Origin of the sequence: Bradyrhizobium liaoningense (assembly GCF_018130785.1) — a bacterium.
In the GTDB taxonomy this organism is placed as follows: domain Bacteria; phylum Pseudomonadota; class Alphaproteobacteria; order Rhizobiales; family Xanthobacteraceae; genus Bradyrhizobium; species Bradyrhizobium liaoningense_A.
The window spans coordinates 1-17,829 of the sequence record NZ_JAFCJT010000002.1; the positions used below are offsets into that span (position 1 = coordinate 1).

General features: G+C 64.4%; 17 protein-coding genes. 12 read left to right on the plus strand and 5 right to left on the minus strand.

The features are described 5' to 3' along the window. Positions 1-280: 280 nt before the first annotated feature. On the minus strand, positions 281-1,006 hold the full coding sequence (locus tag JQ627_RS05565) for a DUF599 domain-containing protein (protein ID WP_212483181.1): 726 nt from the start codon (positions 1,004-1,006) through the stop codon (positions 281-283). Positions 1,007-1,130: 124 nt separating this feature from the next. On the opposite strand from JQ627_RS05565, the gene JQ627_RS05570 reads away from it, so the two are divergent. From JQ627_RS05570 to JQ627_RS05590, 5 genes are all read left to right on the plus strand, one after another. Then, complete coding sequence (locus JQ627_RS05570) at positions 1,131-1,793, plus strand: glutathione S-transferase family protein (RefSeq protein ID WP_212483182.1); 663 nt, start codon at positions 1,131-1,133, stop codon at positions 1,791-1,793. 81 nt (positions 1,794-1,874) lie between these two features. Then, positions 1,875-2,243, plus strand: coding sequence for a YidB family protein (locus JQ627_RS05575; RefSeq protein ID WP_212483183.1), 369 nt, complete (start codon positions 1,875-1,877; stop codon positions 2,241-2,243). 203 nt (positions 2,244-2,446) lie between these two features. Next, a complete protein-coding gene (locus tag JQ627_RS05580) occupies positions 2,447-2,638 on the plus strand; it encodes a hypothetical protein (protein ID WP_014494643.1) in 192 nt (63 codons plus the stop codon). 157 nt (positions 2,639-2,795) lie between these two features. Then, complete coding sequence (locus JQ627_RS05585) at positions 2,796-3,782, plus strand: hypothetical protein (RefSeq protein WP_212483184.1); 987 nt, start codon at positions 2,796-2,798, stop codon at positions 3,780-3,782. Positions 3,783-3,824: 42 nt separating this feature from the next. Then, entirely contained in the window at positions 3,825-4,265 is a 441-nt protein-coding gene (locus JQ627_RS05590) for a DUF1489 family protein (RefSeq protein ID WP_212483185.1), read from the plus strand. A gap of 9 nt (positions 4,266-4,274) precedes the next feature. Here the strand turns inward: JQ627_RS05590 and JQ627_RS05595 are convergent, their stop codons facing one another. Then, positions 4,275-4,733, minus strand: coding sequence for a hypothetical protein (locus JQ627_RS05595; RefSeq protein WP_212483186.1), 459 nt, complete (start codon positions 4,731-4,733; stop codon positions 4,275-4,277). 76 nt (positions 4,734-4,809) lie between these two features. Next, entirely contained in the window at positions 4,810-5,661 is an 852-nt protein-coding gene (gene panC / locus JQ627_RS05600) for a pantoate--beta-alanine ligase (RefSeq protein ID WP_212483187.1), read from the minus strand. Positions 5,662-5,944: 283 nt separating this feature from the next. Here panC and JQ627_RS05605 point away from each other — a divergent pair, with 283 nt between their 5' ends. The 4 genes from JQ627_RS05605 (at position 5,945) to JQ627_RS05620 (ending at position 9,739) form a co-directional block, all read left to right on the plus strand. Further along, positions 5,945-6,868, plus strand: coding sequence for a division plane positioning ATPase MipZ (locus tag JQ627_RS05605; RefSeq protein ID WP_212483188.1), 924 nt, complete (start codon positions 5,945-5,947; stop codon positions 6,866-6,868). A gap of 343 nt (positions 6,869-7,211) precedes the next feature. Beyond that, positions 7,212-8,072: an alpha/beta fold hydrolase gene (locus JQ627_RS05610; protein ID WP_212483190.1), complete on the plus strand. Its 861-nt coding sequence runs from the start codon at positions 7,212-7,214 to the stop codon at positions 8,070-8,072. Positions 8,073-8,201: 129 nt separating this feature from the next. After that, positions 8,202-8,945, plus strand: a complete 744-nt coding sequence (locus JQ627_RS05615) for a VWA domain-containing protein (protein WP_212483191.1) — start codon at positions 8,202-8,204, stop codon at positions 8,943-8,945. A 68-nt stretch (positions 8,946-9,013) separates the two neighbouring features. Next, positions 9,014-9,739, plus strand: a complete 726-nt coding sequence (locus JQ627_RS05620) for a DnaJ domain-containing protein (RefSeq protein WP_212483192.1) — start codon at positions 9,014-9,016, stop codon at positions 9,737-9,739. Between the two features lie 225 nt (positions 9,740-9,964). Here JQ627_RS05620 and JQ627_RS05625 read toward each other — a convergent pair whose 3' ends face one another. Further along, complete coding sequence (locus JQ627_RS05625) at positions 9,965-11,791, minus strand: D-alanyl-D-alanine carboxypeptidase (protein WP_212483193.1); 1,827 nt, start codon at positions 11,789-11,791, stop codon at positions 9,965-9,967. 387 nt (positions 11,792-12,178) lie between these two features. Between JQ627_RS05625 and JQ627_RS05630 the strand changes: the two genes are divergently transcribed. After that, positions 12,179-12,517, plus strand: coding sequence for a phasin family protein (locus JQ627_RS05630; protein ID WP_212483194.1), 339 nt, complete (start codon positions 12,179-12,181; stop codon positions 12,515-12,517). 78 nt (positions 12,518-12,595) lie between these two features. On the opposite strand, the gene JQ627_RS05635 is transcribed toward JQ627_RS05630, so the two are convergent. After that, on the minus strand, positions 12,596-14,263 hold the full coding sequence (locus JQ627_RS05635; protein ID WP_212483195.1) for a pilus assembly protein: 1,668 nt from the start codon (positions 14,261-14,263) through the stop codon (positions 12,596-12,598). A gap of 486 nt (positions 14,264-14,749) precedes the next feature. On the opposite strand from JQ627_RS05635, the gene clpS reads away from it, so the two are divergent. Next, on the plus strand, positions 14,750-15,082 hold the full coding sequence (gene clpS, locus JQ627_RS05640) for an ATP-dependent Clp protease adapter ClpS (protein WP_015685564.1): 333 nt from the start codon (positions 14,750-14,752) through the stop codon (positions 15,080-15,082). Positions 15,083-15,369: 287 nt separating this feature from the next. Further along, positions 15,370-17,784 (plus strand): ATP-dependent Clp protease ATP-binding subunit ClpA, encoded by a 2,415-nt coding sequence (gene clpA / locus JQ627_RS05645; RefSeq protein ID WP_212483196.1) that lies wholly within the window; start codon positions 15,370-15,372, stop codon positions 17,782-17,784. Positions 17,785-17,829: the final 45 nt, after the last annotated feature.

Here is a 17,829-nt window from a genome sequence, read left to right on the forward strand (position 1 = left end):
GCACCCGGCCTTCCCTGCGCCCTCTTGGACAAGAGGGTGGCGAGACAAAACAAAGCTCGGGCGAAATGCGCCGCGAGGATGCGAAGGCGTGTCTGCTAGCTGAAACGAGAGTTGGAGGATGCCGACGAGGTCCCTTGCTCCGTCATTGCGAGCGCAGCGAAGCAATCCAGAGTCTCTCCGTGGTGGCAGCCTGGATTGCTTCCGCCTTCGCTGAAGCTTCGGCGGACAAGTCGCTGCGCTCGCAATGACAATGTGGAGAGACCATGCGACCTCGATCGATTTAACCCTGAAGCCCGCGCCTCGGCCCCCCATCACCATCGGCTACCACCTCCGGCGCCATCGCCGCCCAGGCACTGGACGCAAACTGCCTTCGCCAGGTCACGATCACCACCGCCGCGGTGGTCACGAACAGCACCCAGGGGCTGACGAACCAGCCGAGATAGCCGAGTGCGAAGAAGAAGGCGCGCTGGCCGCGGTTGAAGTGGCGGCCGGCGGATTCGAACAGGCGCGAGGTGCGGATGACGTGGGCCTCGGCTTCGGGCGTGTCGCGCCGGTCAGCCGGCGGCATGCCGCCGAACAGGATCGCGACATAGTTGAACAGGCGATAGGCCCAGGCGAATTTGAAGAAGGCGTAGACGCATATCAGCACCAGGCCGACGCATTTCAGCTCCCACAGTGCGGGCGAGGGGCTGAGATCGATCGGCAGCTTGGCGAGGATGGTGATGGCGTCGTTGGTGGCATGCAGCAGTGCCAGCGCGCCGCCGAGCGCGAACAGGCTGGTGGACGCGAAGAAGGCGGTGCCGTTCTGGAGCGAGGCCATGATCTGCATGTCGACCATGCGGGTGTCGCGGTCGAGCAGGCGGCGCACCCAGACCTCGCGATAGCGGTTCATGCGCGCCGACAGGCTGTCGCGACCGTAGGCCGAGTGCTCCAGCGTCAGGGCATAGACCAGCCATTCAATGATGAAGAAGCCGACCGCCGTGACGTCGACCCAATGCCTGCTCATGTCTCACTCCTCGCGAAGACCGCAACGATTGCCACGCGCGGCCGGGTGCGGCAACGATTGATTGGCGGCAGCCGATGGCGCTAAAAGCAGCCGCATCGAGAGGACTCAGGGAAGGACCAGCGACATGGCAGCGCTCAAGCTCGCGATCGGAAACAAGAACTACTCGTCATGGTCGATGCGGCCGTGGCTCGCACTGCGCGCCAACGACATCCCGTTCGTCGAGACCGTCATTCCGCTCTACACGGACAATCCCGCCGATAAGGATCAGATCCTGTCCTTCAGCCGCGCCGGCAAGGTGCCGGTGCTGGTCGACGGCGACATCACGGTGTGGGATTCGCTCAGCATCATCGAGTACGTCGCCGAGCGCTACCCGGAAGTGAAGCTGTGGCCCGACGACGTCGCCGCCCGCGCGCACGCCCGTTCGGTGTGCGCCGAGATGCATTCCGGCTTCATGGCCTTGCGCAACGAATGCGGCATGAACCTGCACCGCCCCGTGCGCGCCGTGACGCTGTCGGCGGACGCCAAGGCCAACATCGCGCGCGTGCAGGAGATCTGGCGCGAGTGCCGGGCGCGCTACGGTGCCAAGGGACCGTTCCTGTTCGGCCGCTTCGGTGCGGCGGATGCGATGTACGCACCGGTCGTGCACCGTTTCCGCACCTACGCGATCGAGGTCACGCCGGAGACCAGCGCCTACATGGACACGATGATGGCGCTGCCGGCGTTCCAGGAATGGACGCGCGACGGGCTTGCCGAAACGCTCGTCATCGAGAAGTTCGAGACCGTCTAATCCGCGAATGTGATCGGGCGCCGCTTGACGATGTGCAGGACGGCGGCGCTCAATCGCGGAACGCAAGGAGAGGGCACGGCCATGGGACTCTTGGACTCGCTGGAAAACAACCCCGCGCTTCGCAGCGCGCTCGGCCAGCTCGGCGCCGCGGTCTTGCCGGCGGTGCTGAACGAGGTGCTCGGCAGCAGCAATCAGGGCGGCCTCAGCACGATCGTCGCCAAGCTCCAGCAGTCCGGCTTCGGTGACCAGGTCAAATCCTGGCTCGGCAACGGCCAGAACCTGCCGATCTCGGCCGACCAGCTCCGCGCCGTGCTCGGCAATGAGACCGTTCGCCAGCTCGCGGCGCGCTACAACATCCCGGTCGACCAGCTCGGCCAGATCCTGGCCCAGGAATTGCCCAAGGCCGTGGACCAGGCGAGCCCGGAGGGCCATCTGCCCCACACCGCCTGAGGGCGCCGGTTCCAGCGGTATCCGCCACTCGGGTTCCCGCACTATCGCCCTGAAAATACTACCGGATCGGCCTATTTGCCATCCCTGTATACCGCTGGCCAAAACGCCGCATCGCGTGCTATAGGTCAGGCCGGGTTTTCAGCCGGTCCGTCGCAGTGGGACCCTGGGCACGGCCGGCGCTGTTTGAGTCATGGAGATGGGCGTTGAAGCATAAATTCCCCGTGGGAACGCGCGTATTGTTCACTGCCAGCAACGTCGCGCGCCCGGCTGCGAGTGGCTCATACGAGATCATCCGCTTGCTGCCGACGGATGGCGACGACTGCCAGTATCGCATCAAGAGTTCGACTGAAGCCTTCGAGCGCGTCGCAAAGGAAAGCCAGCTCGCCCAATCCTGACGGATGACGGTGCCGCGCGTTGACATCGCGGATGAATTCGCTTCGCTCGCCGTCAAAAGGCCCCCTTCGCCTCGACAAGCTGCGCCGGGGGCAGTTGCCGAGTCGCGGGGGCTCGCTTTGACCATTCGCTCTTTGCTCGCGTGAGGGGGCGTCGCGCATGAACTGGGCATGGGCCACTTCGCTCGACCAAATGTGGCGTTCGCAGGCCTTTCCGATGTGGATGATCCTTGTAGCCGTCGGCTTCCTCGGACTGATTCTCCTGATCACGCTGCTGCGCGGCGAAAGGTCGGTTGCCAACGGCGCGCTGACTGTCATCACGCTGCTTTCCATTGCCGTCGCGGTGGCTGCCGCCGTGCGCGGCTATGGTCCGGCGGAGGAGGTCGCCCCGGTCGAGGCGCGCGCGCCGGCGTCGGTCATCGCCAGCCTGCCGGCGCTGTCCTGTCTCGACGATCTCGCCGGCAACGCGGTCGCGGTCGGTTGCGAGAAGGCGCTGTTCGGTTCGCCTGACGCGGCGGCTGCGGCCGTCTCCTACACTGCCGCCCGGATCGACCGGCTCACCGCGCTCGGCGATGCCGCGACCGCGGAGAAGAACCTGACGCTGGATATGAAGGTACTGCGCAAGGCGCTGGAGCACGATCGCTACGGCTTCGTCGCGCAGGTGCTGGTCGTGCGCGACGGCTGCACGCAGTTCGACTGCCCCGCCTTCCGCTCGCTGACCGATCAGCAGCGGGTTGCTGCCAACATGGATTCCCACCTCTACGACACGCTGGTCGCGCGCTATTCGCCGGGCTGGAACGTGCCCGCAACGGCATCGGCGATGCCAACCACTGCGGCGCTTGCAGGGATGCCGCCGTCGACGCCGACGGGCAAGCCGACCAATGCGGAGTTCCCGAGCGCATCATCGACGCCGCCGGTGAGCATCATGAATCCGGAGCCTGCCATGGCGACGGCGCGCCAGGCGGCGCCTGCCGCAGGCGCGGCGCCGCGCCCGTCTGCTCCGACCTCGGCGCAGGCCGCCGCTCCAGCGGCGCCGGCTGCGAAGAAGCCGCCTGCGCCGAAGGCCGCACGTGCGCCGGCCGCCGCACCGGTTCCGCTCGCCCCGCCGGCCCCGGCCCCGGCTCCCGCGGCTGCGGATAACGAATAGTTCGGCATTCCAAATGCGTGGCTGCCCGGCTAATGCTGAGGCATGCCGCTACATCTGATCAAGCTCGCCGTCGGCTGCGACTCCGTCAAGGAATTGAAGGGGTGGATCGCCGAACGGATGCAGACCGCCAAGAAAAAGGGTCTGCCGCAACATCACATCCACATCACCCGCATGGTGCCCAAGCGCGACGCCGAGATCCTGGCGGGCGGATCGCTCTACTGGGTGATCAAGGGCGAGATCGCCGCGCGTGAAAAGATCATCGGCATCGAGCCGTTCCGCGACAAGGACGGCATCGGCCGTTGCCGGATCGTGATGCAGCCGAAGGTGATCTCGGTATCGCCGCGGCCGATGCGCCCGTTCCAGGGCTGGCGCTACCTCAGCGACGATTCCGTGCCGCCCGATCTCGGCAAGTCGGCCGCCGGCTCGATCGCGGCGATGCCGGAGCCGATGCGGCGCGAGTTGCGCGATCTCGGACTGCTCTGACGCGGCCGCTCATGGCGGCGTGACGATGTGCAGCCGCGCCCAGTCGGAGGCGGGCATCACGATCGGGCGTCCGCCTTCGCAGATGGCGTTGCCGGCGCAGGCCTCGACCTCGGTCGCGCCGGCGGTGGCATCCAGGCCGCGGTCGCGCAGGATGCGGCCCATGCTGACAGCAACATTGAGGTTGGAGCCGCCCCAGCTATGGATGACGAGCGGCAGCTTGTGTCCCGCCTGGCGATCGAGAATTGCGATCAGCCGCTTGTAGCTGTCCCATTGCACCGTGCCTTCGGCGGCGATCCAGTCGGAGCAGCCCGGTCCGCAGGCCCCGGCGGGGCCATGGGCGACATAGAAGATCATCGCATCCGGCGGCGACCCGTACAGGCCGATCGGCGGGCGCTGTTGTGCCTGCGCGGCAGTCGCGGCGACGAGCGCCAGCACGCCGTTCACGATCATCGTGCGGATGAATGACATCCGCTGCCAGCCGGCTCGTTTCCTCGCACCCGATCTTCCATCCGGGCAAGGGAACGCGCAAGATCGACCTTGGCGATTACACCGCGATATTGTCGATCAGCCGGGTCGTGCCGAGCTTGGCCGCGACCAGGATCCGCAACGGCCCATCCTTGCGCGAGGTGACCGGCGCCAGCGTCTCGGCATGGCGCGCCTCGAAATAGTCGAGCGCAAAGCCGGCCGCTGTGATCATCCCGGCGCCGCGCGCCATCGCGGGTGCGATCGCTTCGCCGGCACGGATGCGCCCGGCGCTGTCCTTCATGGCGCGATAAAGCGTGGTCGCGGTCTGCCGCTCCTCCGGCGAGAGATAGACGTTGCGCGAGGACATCGCGAGCCCGTCGCGCTCGCGCACGGTCCGAGAGCCGGTCACCTTGACGCCGAGGTCGAGGTCGCGCGCCATCTGCGTCACCACGCGCAATTGCTGAAAGTCCTTCTCGCCGAAGATCGCGACATCCGGCCGGCACTGCGTGAACAGCTTGCCGACGACGGTGGCGACGCCGCCGAAGAAGTGCGGCCTGAAGCGGTCCTCCAGGCCCGCCAGCGCCGGTCCCTCCGGCACGATCCGGGTCGCAAAGCCCTCCGGATACATGGCCTCGGCGCCCGGGTGCCAGACGATATCGACGTCCTCGGCTTCGAGCTTGGCGATGTCGGTCTTCCAGGTCCGTGGATAGGCACCAAAGTCTTCGGTCGGGGCGAACTGGGTCGGGTTGACGAAGATCGACACCACGACGCGACTCGCGCGCCGCTTGGCGAGGCGCACCAGCGACACATGCCCGTCATGGAGCGCCCCCATGGTCGGGACCAGCGCGATCGTGGCCTTTCGCTTGCGAAGATTGTCGACGGCGCGTCGCAAGGCGGGGACCGTGCGGGCGATCAAGGGGCTTCGTGACATCAGAACTCGACAGGGTTGGGAATGGGAAGCGGGTGCGTCCCGGCGCCCGGCCGGCTAACCTTAACAAGCGGCGATCGTGGACGCCATGCGTTCGAATGCGGCACAGCATCCCGCGCGAAGCCGCGCACGATGTCGACATGATGGGCTGGATCACAGACGAGAGACGGCGCCGCGATTCTTGTTGAAGAACGGCGCGCTGCGATTTGCATTTGCTGTCACGCATTTCACTTGACCGCAGACGCGACCAACTCGAAGATATTCGTCAGGGGTGTTGAGGATCGCTATGCTTGTGCAGGCTAGCCAAGGCCAATCCGGCTCGGCGCATGTCGTCGTGCTCGGCAACGAGAAGGGCGGCTCTGGCAAATCGACCACCGCGCTACATATCGCGGTCGCGCTGCTGAAGGCCGGCCAGCGCGTCGCCACCATCGACCTCGACTGCCGTCAGCAGAGCTTTACCCGCTACATCGGCAACCGTTCCGCCTGGGCCCGCCGCACCGGTCTCGGCCTCGAGCTGCCGGTGCATCGCTGCATCAAGCTCGGCGAGACCATGCAGATCGCCGAGAACGAGAATTCCGAGTTCCAGCAGTTCATGGAGGCGGTCTCGGCGGTCGAGAGCAATTTCGACTTCATCGTCATCGATACGCCCGGCACCGACAGCTATCTGATGCGTCTCGCGCACTCGATGGCCGACACGCTGGTCACGCCGATCAACGACAGCTTCCTCGATTTCGATGTGCTCGGCACCGTCGATCCCGCCAACTACGCAGTGACGGGCGAGAGCCACTATGCCGAGATGGTGCGGGATGCCCGCCGCAAGCGGCGCCAGTTCGACGGCTCCTCGACCGACTGGATCGTCATGCGCAACCGCCTGTCGATGCTCGGCTCCCGCAACAAGCAGCTCGTCGCCGATGGTCTCAAGGATTTGTCGCTGCGGCTCGGCTTCCGCTACGTCGACGGCTTCGCCGAGCGTGTCGTCTATCGCGAGTTTTTTCCGCGTGGTCTGACCGCGCTCGACGAGATCGACGAGGCCACGCTCGGCATGCGGCCCAACCTTGGCCATCTCACCGCGCGGGAAGAGGTGACGGGCCTGCTTCGCCAGCTCAAGCTGCCGCTCGACGAGCGCGGCCGCCGTCGTGCGGCCAATCGCGCCGAGTGGTTTAGCCAGGTCGACAAGCCACTCGAGGTCCACGACATCATCGGCGCCTGAGGCGGCGGTATATCGCTACTTCCGGCCGATTGACGCTACCCGTTCCGGCCGGAACCGAGCGCGGACCCGGGCGTTTTCACCCTGTGTTTACCGCGAAATTGAACCCAATTGAGACCGGTTGCGTCGGATGGTGGCCTGCACCTGACGTGGCGGGCTGAAAACGGGATGCCCAAGAAACGTGTGCGCCGCACAATGAAAGGGCTGCAAGTTCACAATATTTAGCCTTCCTGTCACGCGGCTGTGACATATATTAGGGAATAGGCGACCAGGGGCCGAAGAGCTCCGGAAGAACACGATTTTCAACAGGGATTCAGGCCGCAAGAGCCTGAGGCTGAGGACGAAAATGAAGCGTGGAATTGCCGTTCTGGTTTCGGTCAGTGCCCTCTGCGGCGTCGCCTATTTCACGGCGAGCAAGTGGGCCATCAAACACGAGACCATCACCTTCTACGACGCCTCGCGCGACAACCGTCCCGTGCCTGTCGATATCGCGGTCCGCCGCGACAAGGAAATGCAGGCCAATGCCGGCATGATCACGCTGCCTGTTGCCGTGATCAATCACGGCAACACTGTCAAGAATACCGAGTACGGCTTCCTCGCCAACATCTTCGCGGCGCGCGGCTATATGGTCGTGAGCCCGCAGCATGATTTGCCGACCGATCCTCCCATGGTGACCAAGCCCGGCGAGCTTTATGTCGGCCGGCTGCCGCAGATCCTGCGCGGCGTTGCCAACATTCATCTCGCCATGCAGGAGATGAAGAAGGTTCAGCCCAATGCCGACTACGACAGGGTGACGATGGTCGGCCATTCCATGGGCGGCGACATCACGATGTATTTCGCCAAGCAGTATCCGGATGAAGTCAAGAAGGTCGTCACGCTCGACAATCTGCGCGTGCCCTTCGTCACTGCCGGCAAGTTCAAGATCCTGTCGTTCCGTTCGCAGGATCCTCAGTTCAAGACCGACGCGGGTGTGATCCCGACCGACGAGGAATGCGAGAAGGCCGGCATCCAGGTCGTGAAGACCGAATTCCAGCACAACGATATGCGCGACACCGGTCCGGATGCGGCCAAGAACTCGATCCAGGGTATGCTCGACAAGTTCCTGAGCGATACCGACAGCGCCGTGGCGCCCGTCGATACGCGCTCGGCCCCGCCCAAGATCCTCGAGCCCGGTCCGGTTGCTCTGATGGCGCCTGCCAAGAGCTGACACCGACACCGCTCCGATCGTCAGCACGACTTGCAAAGTCTCCGTCGGCATCCGCCCGCGGAGACTTTGCACATTGACCGGGCAGCATGCGCTATCCACATTAGCCGCTCACGCAGGAAGCGAGCAGGGATGCCCGGCGAACCCGTCAAACCGCGTGGCCGCGATGCCGTCTCGAGCCAACCCGGCGGCGCGTTGCCTCAAGCCAGCACCTCGGAGGACATCGCCGCGTTCGTCGCCAAGGCGCGTGCGCTGTCGCCGCATGCCCCCGGCGCGAAGGGGCGGCTGATTTTCGCGCTGGATGCGACGATGAGCCGGCAGCCGACCTGGGACATGGCCTGCGCGCTCCAGGCAGACATGTTCCGCGAGGCCGCAGCCATCGGCAGCCTCGACATCCGGCTCGTCTATTATCGCGGCTTCAACGAGTGTCGCGCCACGGGCTGGATCTCCGACAGCGCCAGGCTCGCGACGCTGATGAGCAAGATCGACTGTCGCGGCGGCGACACACAGATCGGCAAGGTGCTGAGCGACGTGCGGCGCGAGGCGGTCGCTTCGGGCGTGCGTGCTGTCGTCTTCGTCGGCGATGCCATGGAGGAGAAGGTCGACGAACTCTGTGCCAAGGCCGGCGAGCTCGGCATGCTCAAGGTGCCCGTGTTCGTGTTTCAGGAAGGCAGCGACGCCGTGGCCGAGCAGGCCTTTCGCGAAATCGCGCGGCTGACCGGCGGGGCGTGGTGCCGGTTCGATCCCGGTGCGGCAGCGCAGCTCCGTGAGCTGTTGCGGGCAGCCGCAGCCTATGCCGCCGGGGGGCGCGAGGCGCTGCTGAAACTGGCGCAAAGCGCGAGCGGCGCGGCTACGTTGATCGGCCAGATGAAGTAGTGCTGGCGCGGTCTGTCGCGGGACAAGGACACCATGCTTTTTGACAATCGGGCGACTATATTCCGGCCATGACCCTGATCGCCGGCGCCATCGCCGTTATCACGCTTTATCTGCTGCTCCAGATGTTCCGCTCCGCCAATCCGGCGGTGCTGGCGCGTACCATCAAGTTCGGCGGCGGCGTGTTGGCGCTCGCGGTCGCAGCGTTCACGGGCCTGCGGGGCGAATTGGCGGTGGCGATCCCGCTCGGGATTTTCGGCGCCGGACTCCTGGGTTGGACGCCATTGGCGAATGCCGGCTTCGGCAATATCGGCGGGCTGTTCGGCGGTGGCGCAACGCGCCCGTCCGGACAGGCCTCGCGCGTACGCTCGCAATTCCTGGACATGCGGCTCGACCACGATTCGGGCCAGCTCGCGGGCCAGATCGTCGCCGGCCCTCACGCGGGGCGCAATCTCGACGAGTTCGATCTCGCCGGCCTGCTGGCGATGGCCCCGGCGTTCGACGCCGAGAGCGTCGCCTTACTTGAAAGCTATCTGGACCGCCGGTTTCCCGCCTGGCGTCAGAACGCGCAGGGCGATGCGGCAGGGCGGCAGCGTCGCACGGCGCCGAGCGGCAAAATGACGGCGGAGGAAGCCTATCAGATCCTTGGCTTGCAGCCGGGCGCGGGACGTGACGACATCAGCAGGGCTCACAAGTCCCTGATGAAGAAACTCCATCCCGACCAAGGGGGCTCGACGTACCTCGCTGCCCGTGTAAACGAGGCCAAGGATACTCTGCTTCGTACGCATAACGGCTAACTCCGGCACCACGCTACAAACGCCCGTACCCGCGTGAGCTCCGCTTGCTCTGTTTGCCGTCGCCCCGATGCCCGCCCTTGTCGGCGTGGTCGATCTCTTGAGTAAAAATTTAACCGTAAATTGTTGACGAGAAGTTGTCGGGGAACTGACTTTGCGCGACCCGCGTCCCCAAAACAAAAATGCCCGCGCAAGGCGCGGGCATTTCGATTTGAGCGGTGCGTCAGATCAGTTGCGGACGGTGATGCAGGAGATGTCGGCGCGCTTCAGGGCGCGGCAGACGGCTTCGGCCTGGTCCCGCTCAAGCCCGGCGAAGCGGGCCCGGTAAAGCTTGCGATTGTCCTTGGCGAGGACCGGCTCGGTGAACGGGTCGGCCTTGCTGAGCAGGCCGCGGGCCGAGCTGCGCGCGGCATCGATGCGCTGCTGGGCTTCGTTCTCGCTCTCGAGCGCGCCGACCTGGACGATCCAGCCGCTATGGGTGACGGCCGGCTTGGTGGTGGCGCTCATCTGGATCGGCTGCGGCGCGGGATCGGCTGAAGCGAGCTTCGCGGCCGCCGGAGCGGGCGCGGCGGCCGGCAGCACGCCCAGGATGCCATTGCCGGTGCCGAAGCCCGCCGGCTGACGGGGCATCTCGGTGCGGGCGATCTCGGCCTTCGGCGCTTCCGGCTGGCTCGCCATCTCGGGCTTGTTGATGAGATCGGCCCGGGCGACCACGGCGCCCGAGGTTTCCGCGACGTCGGAGCGGGCCGCAATCGTGCTGGTGACTTGCGGTGCGACCTGGGCCGGGGCGGCGGACGCGACCTTCACTGCGCCGGCCTTGACCTGGACGGTCTTGACCCGGACCGGCTTCATCGGCTCGGACGAGCCGGGGATGATCGAGAGCGGCTGGCTCGAGATCACGCCATTGGTGAGCGGCGCGGGCTCGATCTTGGATTCAGTCGGCCGAGCCTCGGGCTTGGGCTGAGCGGGCGGCATCGCGGCCGTCGCAGCTGCGAGCGCCGACAGACGCGAGGCGAGACGCGACGGGGCAGCCTCGGGAGCGGGGGCGGCGGCGGCTTGAACCTGCGGGGCCGCGCGGGCCGGGGTATCCGACGCATCGGCGACCTCGACGCTGGCATCTGAGCCGTTGCGCTCGGTGACCGCGACAACGGTGTGGGTGGTCGCGCCCTTGTCGAGGTTCTCGGCGAGCAGGTTGCGCATGATGGCATCGCGCGAGCCGCCGCTGCGGCCGCCCAGCACCACGCCGATCAGGTGGCGGTTGCCGCGGCGCATCGAGGTCACGAGGTTGAAGCCGGAGGCGCGGGTGTAGCCGGTCTTGATGCCGTCTACGCCCTCGACGCTGCCGAGCAGGTGGTTGTGGTTGCGGATGGACTGTCCGCGCCAATTGAACGTCGAGGTCGCGAAATAGCGATAGTAGCGCGGGAAGCGCTCCTGGATGGCGCGGCCGAGCGTGGCTTGGTCGCGCGCCGTCGTAACCTGCTCGTCGTTGGGAAGGCCGTTCGCGTTGCGGTAGACCGTCCTGGACATGCCGAGCGAGCGCGCCTTGCGCGTCATCATCTGGGCGAAGTCGTCCTCGTCACCGGCGATCGCTTCCGCGATCACAACGGCTGCATCGTTGGCCGAGCGGGTGACCAGACCTTTGATCGCGTCCTCGACGCGGATGGTCTGGCCGGCGCGCAGATTGAGCTTGGTCGGATCCTGATCGGCGGCGTGCTGCGATACCGGCATCTCGGTATCGAGCTTCATCTTGCCGGACTCCAGACGCTCGAACAGCAGATAGAGCGTCATGATCTTGGTCAGCGAAGCGGGATGGCGGATCCCGTCGGGGCTCGTTGCCTGGAGCACCGAGCCGGAATTGCCGTCGACGATGATCGATGCGAATTTCGGACTGGAACTCTCGGACACATCGCGCTGCACCCGGTGGTGCGCGTATTGGCGGCGGTGACGCCGTGCCTCGGCAGCATCGGTGGTGAAGATGACTGCGGTGGTGACCGCAAGAAGCCCGAAAACGCCAACCCGCGCCAAGCGCGAGGAAGACAAGTTTTTACGAAGCATGAAACCCCGTCCCCGTTTCTGACTTGATCACCGGCCCGTGAGGCGAAATTGTGCCCACCGGACCCGGGATCATTACCTGCTCAGGCTGTCCCTCCGCTGGCGTTCGCTGCGGGGGACGTTGGGCCTGAGCCGCTGTTCTGGCTAAGGTGGTGTTCTCAAACGGCTTTTGACCGTTCGCGGAAGATGAACACTCCAGGGAATCAGGGTAGGGGTCTGCGGTTTCCAAAAGCTTAAGGAACCCTTGCGGGAAACCCCGGGAATCTCCGCGACTTGCATCTAATTTTGTGCGCCGCACAAGATTCTTGACTTTTTTGTGCGTTGCACTAATTTTGGGCGGAGTCAGGGAGCCGGGGCTTCCGGACGAGAGCCAGGGAAAAGGATTCCGAAATGTTCAAGGTTGAAGACTTTCAGAGCTACGGGAAAGAGCAGTTCGAGCAGTGCGTTGCTTCCGCGACCTCTGTGCAGCATGGCCTCCAGGCGATCGCCAGCGCGTATGGCGACTACACCAAGAAGTCGTTCGAAGACACCAAGTCGTTCGTCGAGAAGCTTTCCGGCGTGAAGTCGCTGGACAAGGCCGTGGAAGCGCAGACCGACTTCGCCCGTTCCAGCTACGAGACCTTCGTTGCGGAATCGCAGAAGATCGCCGGCCTCTACAGCGACCTCGCCAAGCAGGCGTTCAAGCCGGTCGAGACCATCGTGTCGAAGTTCACCCCGGCCGCCAACTAACGTTCTCTGGACGTCCTGGAATCAAAAAGCCCGGCTGATCCAGCCGGGCTTTTTCGTTTGTGCGATAGGAGGCTCGGATTATTTCGCGACGCGCAGCTTGGAGATCTGCGTGAGGATGTTCTTGAATGCGTCGGACGTGTCGGACGCCTTCGTGATCATCTGGAAATTACCGTCGGTTGCGCAGTCCTGCAGCACTTGGGATTTTGGGTCCTTGTTGCTGATGTTGACCTGGATCGTGAAGATCGTGACCGGGTTCGTCTTGTCGCCCTTGACGTTCTGACAGAGGATCTCCTGGCGGTCGTCGATGCTGGACTGCGACGTGCTCCAGCGGTTCTGGGTGTTCAAGCCGTCGGACAGCAGCACGATATAGTCCTTGTAGACGTAGTCGTTGGCCTTGGGCGGAGCAGCGATCGGCCCATTGGTCGTGCTCAGGGATTGCCACCCCCAGGCCAGGCCTATGGACTGGTTGGTATTGCCGCTCGGAGACATGGCCGTGATCTGGTCCTTGAGCTTCTGCCACTGATTGCTCATCGGAAACACTGTGCCTGAAAGACAGCCGGACCACTGCTCTGCATAGAATTGCGAGGAGGGGCTTGCGCTGCTCGAGCCCGGTGCGGTGTTCTTGGTATCGTAGTCCTGATCGCGATCGTTGACGCAGCCGGTCCAGGTGCTGCGCGCGGGGGCGGCTGCGGCCGTCGCCGCGGTGCCATCGCCGCGCCAGAGGTGGCAGATCTTGCTTGAGCCGCTGCCGGTGCAGGTGCAGGCCGTGTTCGATCCGCAGCTTGCGCTCGAGCCGGTGACGGTGGTGTAGCAACCGTTGTAGTAGATGCCGGTCTTGCCCGCGCGTTGTTTGCCACTGTCGATGCTGGGGCAGATATACCCGGCATAGGTGCCGCTCAACGGTATTTTGCTGACACCGTTGGCGCCGCTCAACGTCGCCGGCCGGTCCATGCAGGTGAATCCCTGGCTGTTGTTCGTGAACGGGCAATCTGATCCGCCGACGGCGGAATTGAAGCTGTTGGACTTGTTGTTGACAAGGATCGGCGGCTCACCCTCCCACTCGGTCCAATTCAGCCACGACGCACTGAGATTGCTGGTGCCGTTGGTGGTGCCGACGTTAACGTCCTTCGAGAACGGAACGATCGAGATGTAAACGTCTCCGGTCTGCTTGTTGTAGGTGGACAGCGTGTCGATCATGTCCTTGGCCGCGCTCTGCATGGCGCTCATCTTGCCGTTTGAGGCCATCGATCCCGTATTGTCCAGGACCATCGCCACCCGCATGCGGGTGTTTCCCCATGCCGAGGTCGAGCTCGCGCTGAACCCAAGCGTCGGATAGCCGGCAATCCTCATGAAGTCGGTCGGCAAGCTGCCAGACCCGGTGACGAGAATGTTCGAGATCCCGTTGGAGTCCTTGGGCGTGTAGCTGGCGTGGATGTTGGCTGTGTCCACCGAGCCGGCGCGGCCGGTGTAGAGGCCGTTGAAGTATGATTTTGTCTTGGTGTCGATGTCGGATTCCGTGATCGTGCCGCTGGTCAGGTCTTTGGAGACCATCAGGGCCGCCGAATCCAGCGCGACCTGTAGCGAGGTGCGCGCCTGGGCGGCGCGGCTATAATCGATCGCAGCGCCGACGAAGCCCAGCACCGGGACCAGTGCGATGGCGAAGATTACGGCGATATTGCCTTGCTCGGCACCGGCAAAGCGGGCGAGCTGTCGACCGATCCGGCTGACAACGGGCAGGCGAAACATGGCGATCCCCGAGATCTGTGATTTTGCCCGATTTGACCCCAGCCGATTGAACGGCAGGTAAATTGGACCGTAGAAAACCGGAGGTAACCCGCGCGAAACCGCCGCTGTTGCCCTAACGGCCGGGTTCCTGGTCAAGATGTTCTAAACGGTGGAAGCGGAAATTTTTGTCAAATCGGTCTGGATTGATTAACCTCGGTCGGGATCGCCCGGACCGGGAATCGGGACTGCCTCGGCCATATCGGCCAGACCGTTGCACGCTTGCGGCGAGCCGGGGGCGGGCCCATATTCCCTACAATCGATCCGGGCTTGACTGGACCGGTTGGAAGCGGCGATCCAACAAGGCGGCCTGCCCGTGCGAAGCTCCCAAGGGCGGGGCCGCGCGGCTGACCGTCACTCGCTTCCGTGGGGAATTTGAACGCCTGAGCCATGCCGCACCTGACTTCCAGACTAGACCTGTCCGCGCCAGCCGCTGCCCACGCTCCTCGCATGAGCAATGACGAGAACCGTTCGGGCGGACCGACGGGGCCGAATACGTCTGTCATCACCAAGGTCAAACCGAAGACCAAGCGGCCGAACCTGTATCGCGTGCTGATCCTGAACGACGACTACACGCCGATGGAATTCGTTGTCCATGTGCTGGAGAAGTTCTTCCAGAAGGACGTCGAGGCCGCGACCAAGATCATGCTGCACGTCCATCATCACGGCATCGGCGAGTGCGGCGTGTTCACCTACGAGATCGCCGAGACCAAGGTGACGCAGGTGATGGATTTCGCCCGCAAGCACCAGCATCCGCTGCAATGCGTGATGGAGAAGAAATAATACATCCCGCGGCGCGTTTCGCAGACGGTCTTTGCGCATGCCGCAGTGTGATCGTCGCGTGATGTCTGCGCGATGTCCGTTTCGGCCGACCGGCGTGCGAAAATCTGTCTCCGCGCCGATCCCGCCCAAGTCGGAACGGGTTTTGCATCGAAATTGCGGCAGGCATGTAGCCGACGAGTCGCGGAACCGGTCTTTCGCCGCGATCTTGTATAACTATATGTGACAAAGGTTGTTGTTGCCTGACCGGGCGATGGCGATCATGATGGTGGGGGCCATAGAGGACGCGAATGCCGACTTTTTCCCAAAGCCTTGAACAATCCCTGCATCGTGCACTGGCGATCGCAAACGAGCGTCATCACCAATACGCGACGCTCGAGCATCTCTTGCTCTCCCTGATCGACGACTCCGATGCAGCCGCCGTCATGCGCGCCTGTAGCGTCGATCTCGACAAGCTCCGCACGAGCCTCGTCAATTATCTCGAAACCGAATTCGAAAATCTGGTGACGGATGGCGCCGACGATGCCAAGCCGACCGCCGGTTTCCAACGCGTGATCCAGCGCGCTGTGATCCACGTGCAGTCGTCCGGGCGCGAAGAGGTGACCGGCGCCAACGTGCTGATCGCGATCTTCGCCGAACGCGAGAGCCATGCCGCGTATTTCCTGCAAGAGCAGGACATGACGCGCTATGACGCCGTCAACTACATCAGCCATGGTATCGCCAAGCGGCCGGGCGTCTCCGAGGCACGGCCGGTGCGCGGCGTCGACGAGGAGACCGAGGCCAAGGGTACCGAGGACTCCAAGAAGAAAGGCGAAGCGCTCGAGACTTATTGCGTCAACCTCAACAAGAAGGCGCGCGACGGCAAGATCGATCCGGTGATCGGACGCAATTCCGAGATCAACCGTGCGATCCAGGTGCTGTGCCGCCGGCAGAAGAACAATCCGCTGTTCGTGGGCGAGGCCGGCGTCGGCAAGACCGCGATCGCGGAGGGCCTCGCCAAGCGCATCGTCGACAGCGAGGTGCCGGAGGTTCTGGCGGCCGCGACCGTGTTCTCGCTGGACATGGGCACGCTGCTCGCCGGCACGCGCTATCGCGGCGATTTCGAGGAGCGCCTGAAGCAGGTGCTGAAGGAGCTCGAGGCGCACCCCAACGCCATCCTGTTCATCGACGAGATCCACACCGTGATCGGTGCGGGCGCGACGTCGGGCGGGGCGATGGATGCGTCGAACCTGCTCAAGCCGGCGCTTGCCTCGGGCACGATCCGCTGCATGGGCTCGACCACCTACAAGGAATACCGCCAGCACTTCGAGAAGGACCGCGCGCTGGTGCGGCGTTTCCAGAAGATCGACATCAACGAGCCGACGGTCGAGGACGCGATCGCGATCCTCAAGGGCCTCAAGCCTTACTTCGAGGACTACCATCGGCTGAAGTACACCAATGAGGCGATCGAGGCCGCGGTGCAGCTCTCCTCGCGCTACATCCACGACCGCAAGCTGCCCGACAAGGCGATCGACGTGATCGACGAGTCCGGCGCGGCGCAGATGCTGGTCGCCGAAAACAAGCGCAAGAAGACCATCGGCATCAAGGAGATCGAGACCACGATCGCCTCGATGGCGCGGATCCCGCCGAAGAGCGTGTCGAAGGACGATGCCGAGGTGCTCAAGCATCTCGAGCAGACCCTGAAGCGCACGGTGTTTGGCCAGGACAAGGCGATCGAGTCGCTCGCCGCTTCGATCAAGCTGGCGCGTGCCGGCTTGCGCGAGCCGGAGAAGCCGATCGGCTGCTATTTGTTCTCCGGTCCGACCGGCGTCGGCAAGACCGAGGTCGCAAAGCAGCTCGCGGCGTCGCTCGGCGTCGAGCTGTTGCGCTTCGACATGTCCGAATACATGGAGCGGCACACTGTGTCGCGCCTGATCGGCGCGCCTCCCGGCTATGTCGGCTTCGACCAGGGCGGCCTGCTCACCGACGGCGTCGACCAGCATCCGCATTGCGTGGTGCTGCTCGACGAAATCGAGAAGGCGCATCCCGACCTCTACAACGTGCTGCTCCAGATCATGGATCACGGCCGGCTCACCGACCACAACGGCAAGCAGGTCAATTTCCGCAACGTGATCCTGATCATGACAACGAACGCCGGTGCTTCGGATCTCGCCAAGCAGGCGTTCGGCTTCACGCGCTCGAAGCGGGAAGGCGACGATCACGAGGCGATCAACCGGCAGTTCGCGCCGGAATTCCGCAACCGTCTCGATGCCATCGTCTCGTTCGGCCATCTCAGCGTCGAGGTGATCGGCACGGTGGTCGAGAAGTTCGTGCTTCAGCTCGAGGCGCAGCTCGGCGATCGCGACGTCACCATCGAACTGTCCGAGCCCGCCAAGGCCTGGCTGGTCCAGCATGGTTACGACGAGCAGATGGGCGCACGTCCCATGGCCCGCGTAATCCAGGAGCACATCAAGAAGCCGCTGGCCGACGAGGTGCTGTTCGGCAAGCTCAAGGGCGGCGGCCACGTCCGCGTCGTTCTGGTCAAGGACGAGGCCGACGAGACCAAGGACAAGATCGGCTTCGAGTTTCTCGACGGCCCGGTCACGCCGAAGCAGGAGAAGCTGCCCGGTACCCGCAAGCGTCCGCCGGGCAAGTCCAAGCCGGGCGGTGGTGGCTCCGGCGGCTCGAAGGGGCCGACCTCGAAGGGCCCGCTGGTCAAGGCTTGATCTACGTGTGATGAATTGAAAAGGCCGGCTGAAAAGCCGGCTTTT

Excerpts from the sequence above, each read along its gene's own strand:
- JQ627_RS05610 (WP_212483190.1), top strand. The coding sequence starts at position 7,212 with ATGAAGCGTGGAATTGCCGTTCTGGTTTCGGTCAGTGCCCTCTGCGGC.
- JQ627_RS05565 (WP_212483181.1), bottom strand. The coding sequence starts at position 1,006 with ATGAGCAGGCATTGGGTCGACGTCACGGCGGTCGGCTTCTTCATCATT.
- JQ627_RS05590 (WP_212483185.1), top strand. The coding sequence starts at position 3,825 with ATGCCGCTACATCTGATCAAGCTCGCCGTCGGCTGCGACTCCGTCAAG.
- JQ627_RS05570 (WP_212483182.1), top strand. The coding sequence starts at position 1,131 with ATGGCAGCGCTCAAGCTCGCGATCGGAAACAAGAACTACTCGTCATGG.
- panC (WP_212483187.1), bottom strand. The coding sequence starts at position 5,661 with ATGTCACGAAGCCCCTTGATCGCCCGCACGGTCCCCGCCTTGCGACGC.
- clpS (WP_015685564.1), top strand. The coding sequence starts at position 14,750 with ATGAGCAATGACGAGAACCGTTCGGGCGGACCGACGGGGCCGAATACG.
- JQ627_RS05630 (WP_212483194.1), top strand. The coding sequence starts at position 12,179 with ATGTTCAAGGTTGAAGACTTTCAGAGCTACGGGAAAGAGCAGTTCGAG.
- JQ627_RS05625 (WP_212483193.1), bottom strand. The coding sequence starts at position 11,791 with ATGCTTCGTAAAAACTTGTCTTCCTCGCGCTTGGCGCGGGTTGGCGTT.
- JQ627_RS05615 (WP_212483191.1), top strand. The coding sequence starts at position 8,202 with ATGCCCGGCGAACCCGTCAAACCGCGTGGCCGCGATGCCGTCTCGAGC.
- JQ627_RS05575 (WP_212483183.1), top strand. The coding sequence starts at position 1,875 with ATGGGACTCTTGGACTCGCTGGAAAACAACCCCGCGCTTCGCAGCGCG.
- clpA (WP_212483196.1), top strand. The coding sequence starts at position 15,370 with ATGCCGACTTTTTCCCAAAGCCTTGAACAATCCCTGCATCGTGCACTG.
- JQ627_RS05635 (WP_212483195.1), bottom strand. The coding sequence starts at position 14,263 with ATGTTTCGCCTGCCCGTTGTCAGCCGGATCGGTCGACAGCTCGCCCGC.
- JQ627_RS05605 (WP_212483188.1), top strand. The coding sequence starts at position 5,945 with ATGCTTGTGCAGGCTAGCCAAGGCCAATCCGGCTCGGCGCATGTCGTC.
- JQ627_RS05595 (WP_212483186.1), bottom strand. The coding sequence starts at position 4,733 with ATGTCATTCATCCGCACGATGATCGTGAACGGCGTGCTGGCGCTCGTC.
- JQ627_RS05620 (WP_212483192.1), top strand. The coding sequence starts at position 9,014 with ATGACCCTGATCGCCGGCGCCATCGCCGTTATCACGCTTTATCTGCTG.
- JQ627_RS05585 (WP_212483184.1), top strand. The coding sequence starts at position 2,796 with ATGAACTGGGCATGGGCCACTTCGCTCGACCAAATGTGGCGTTCGCAG.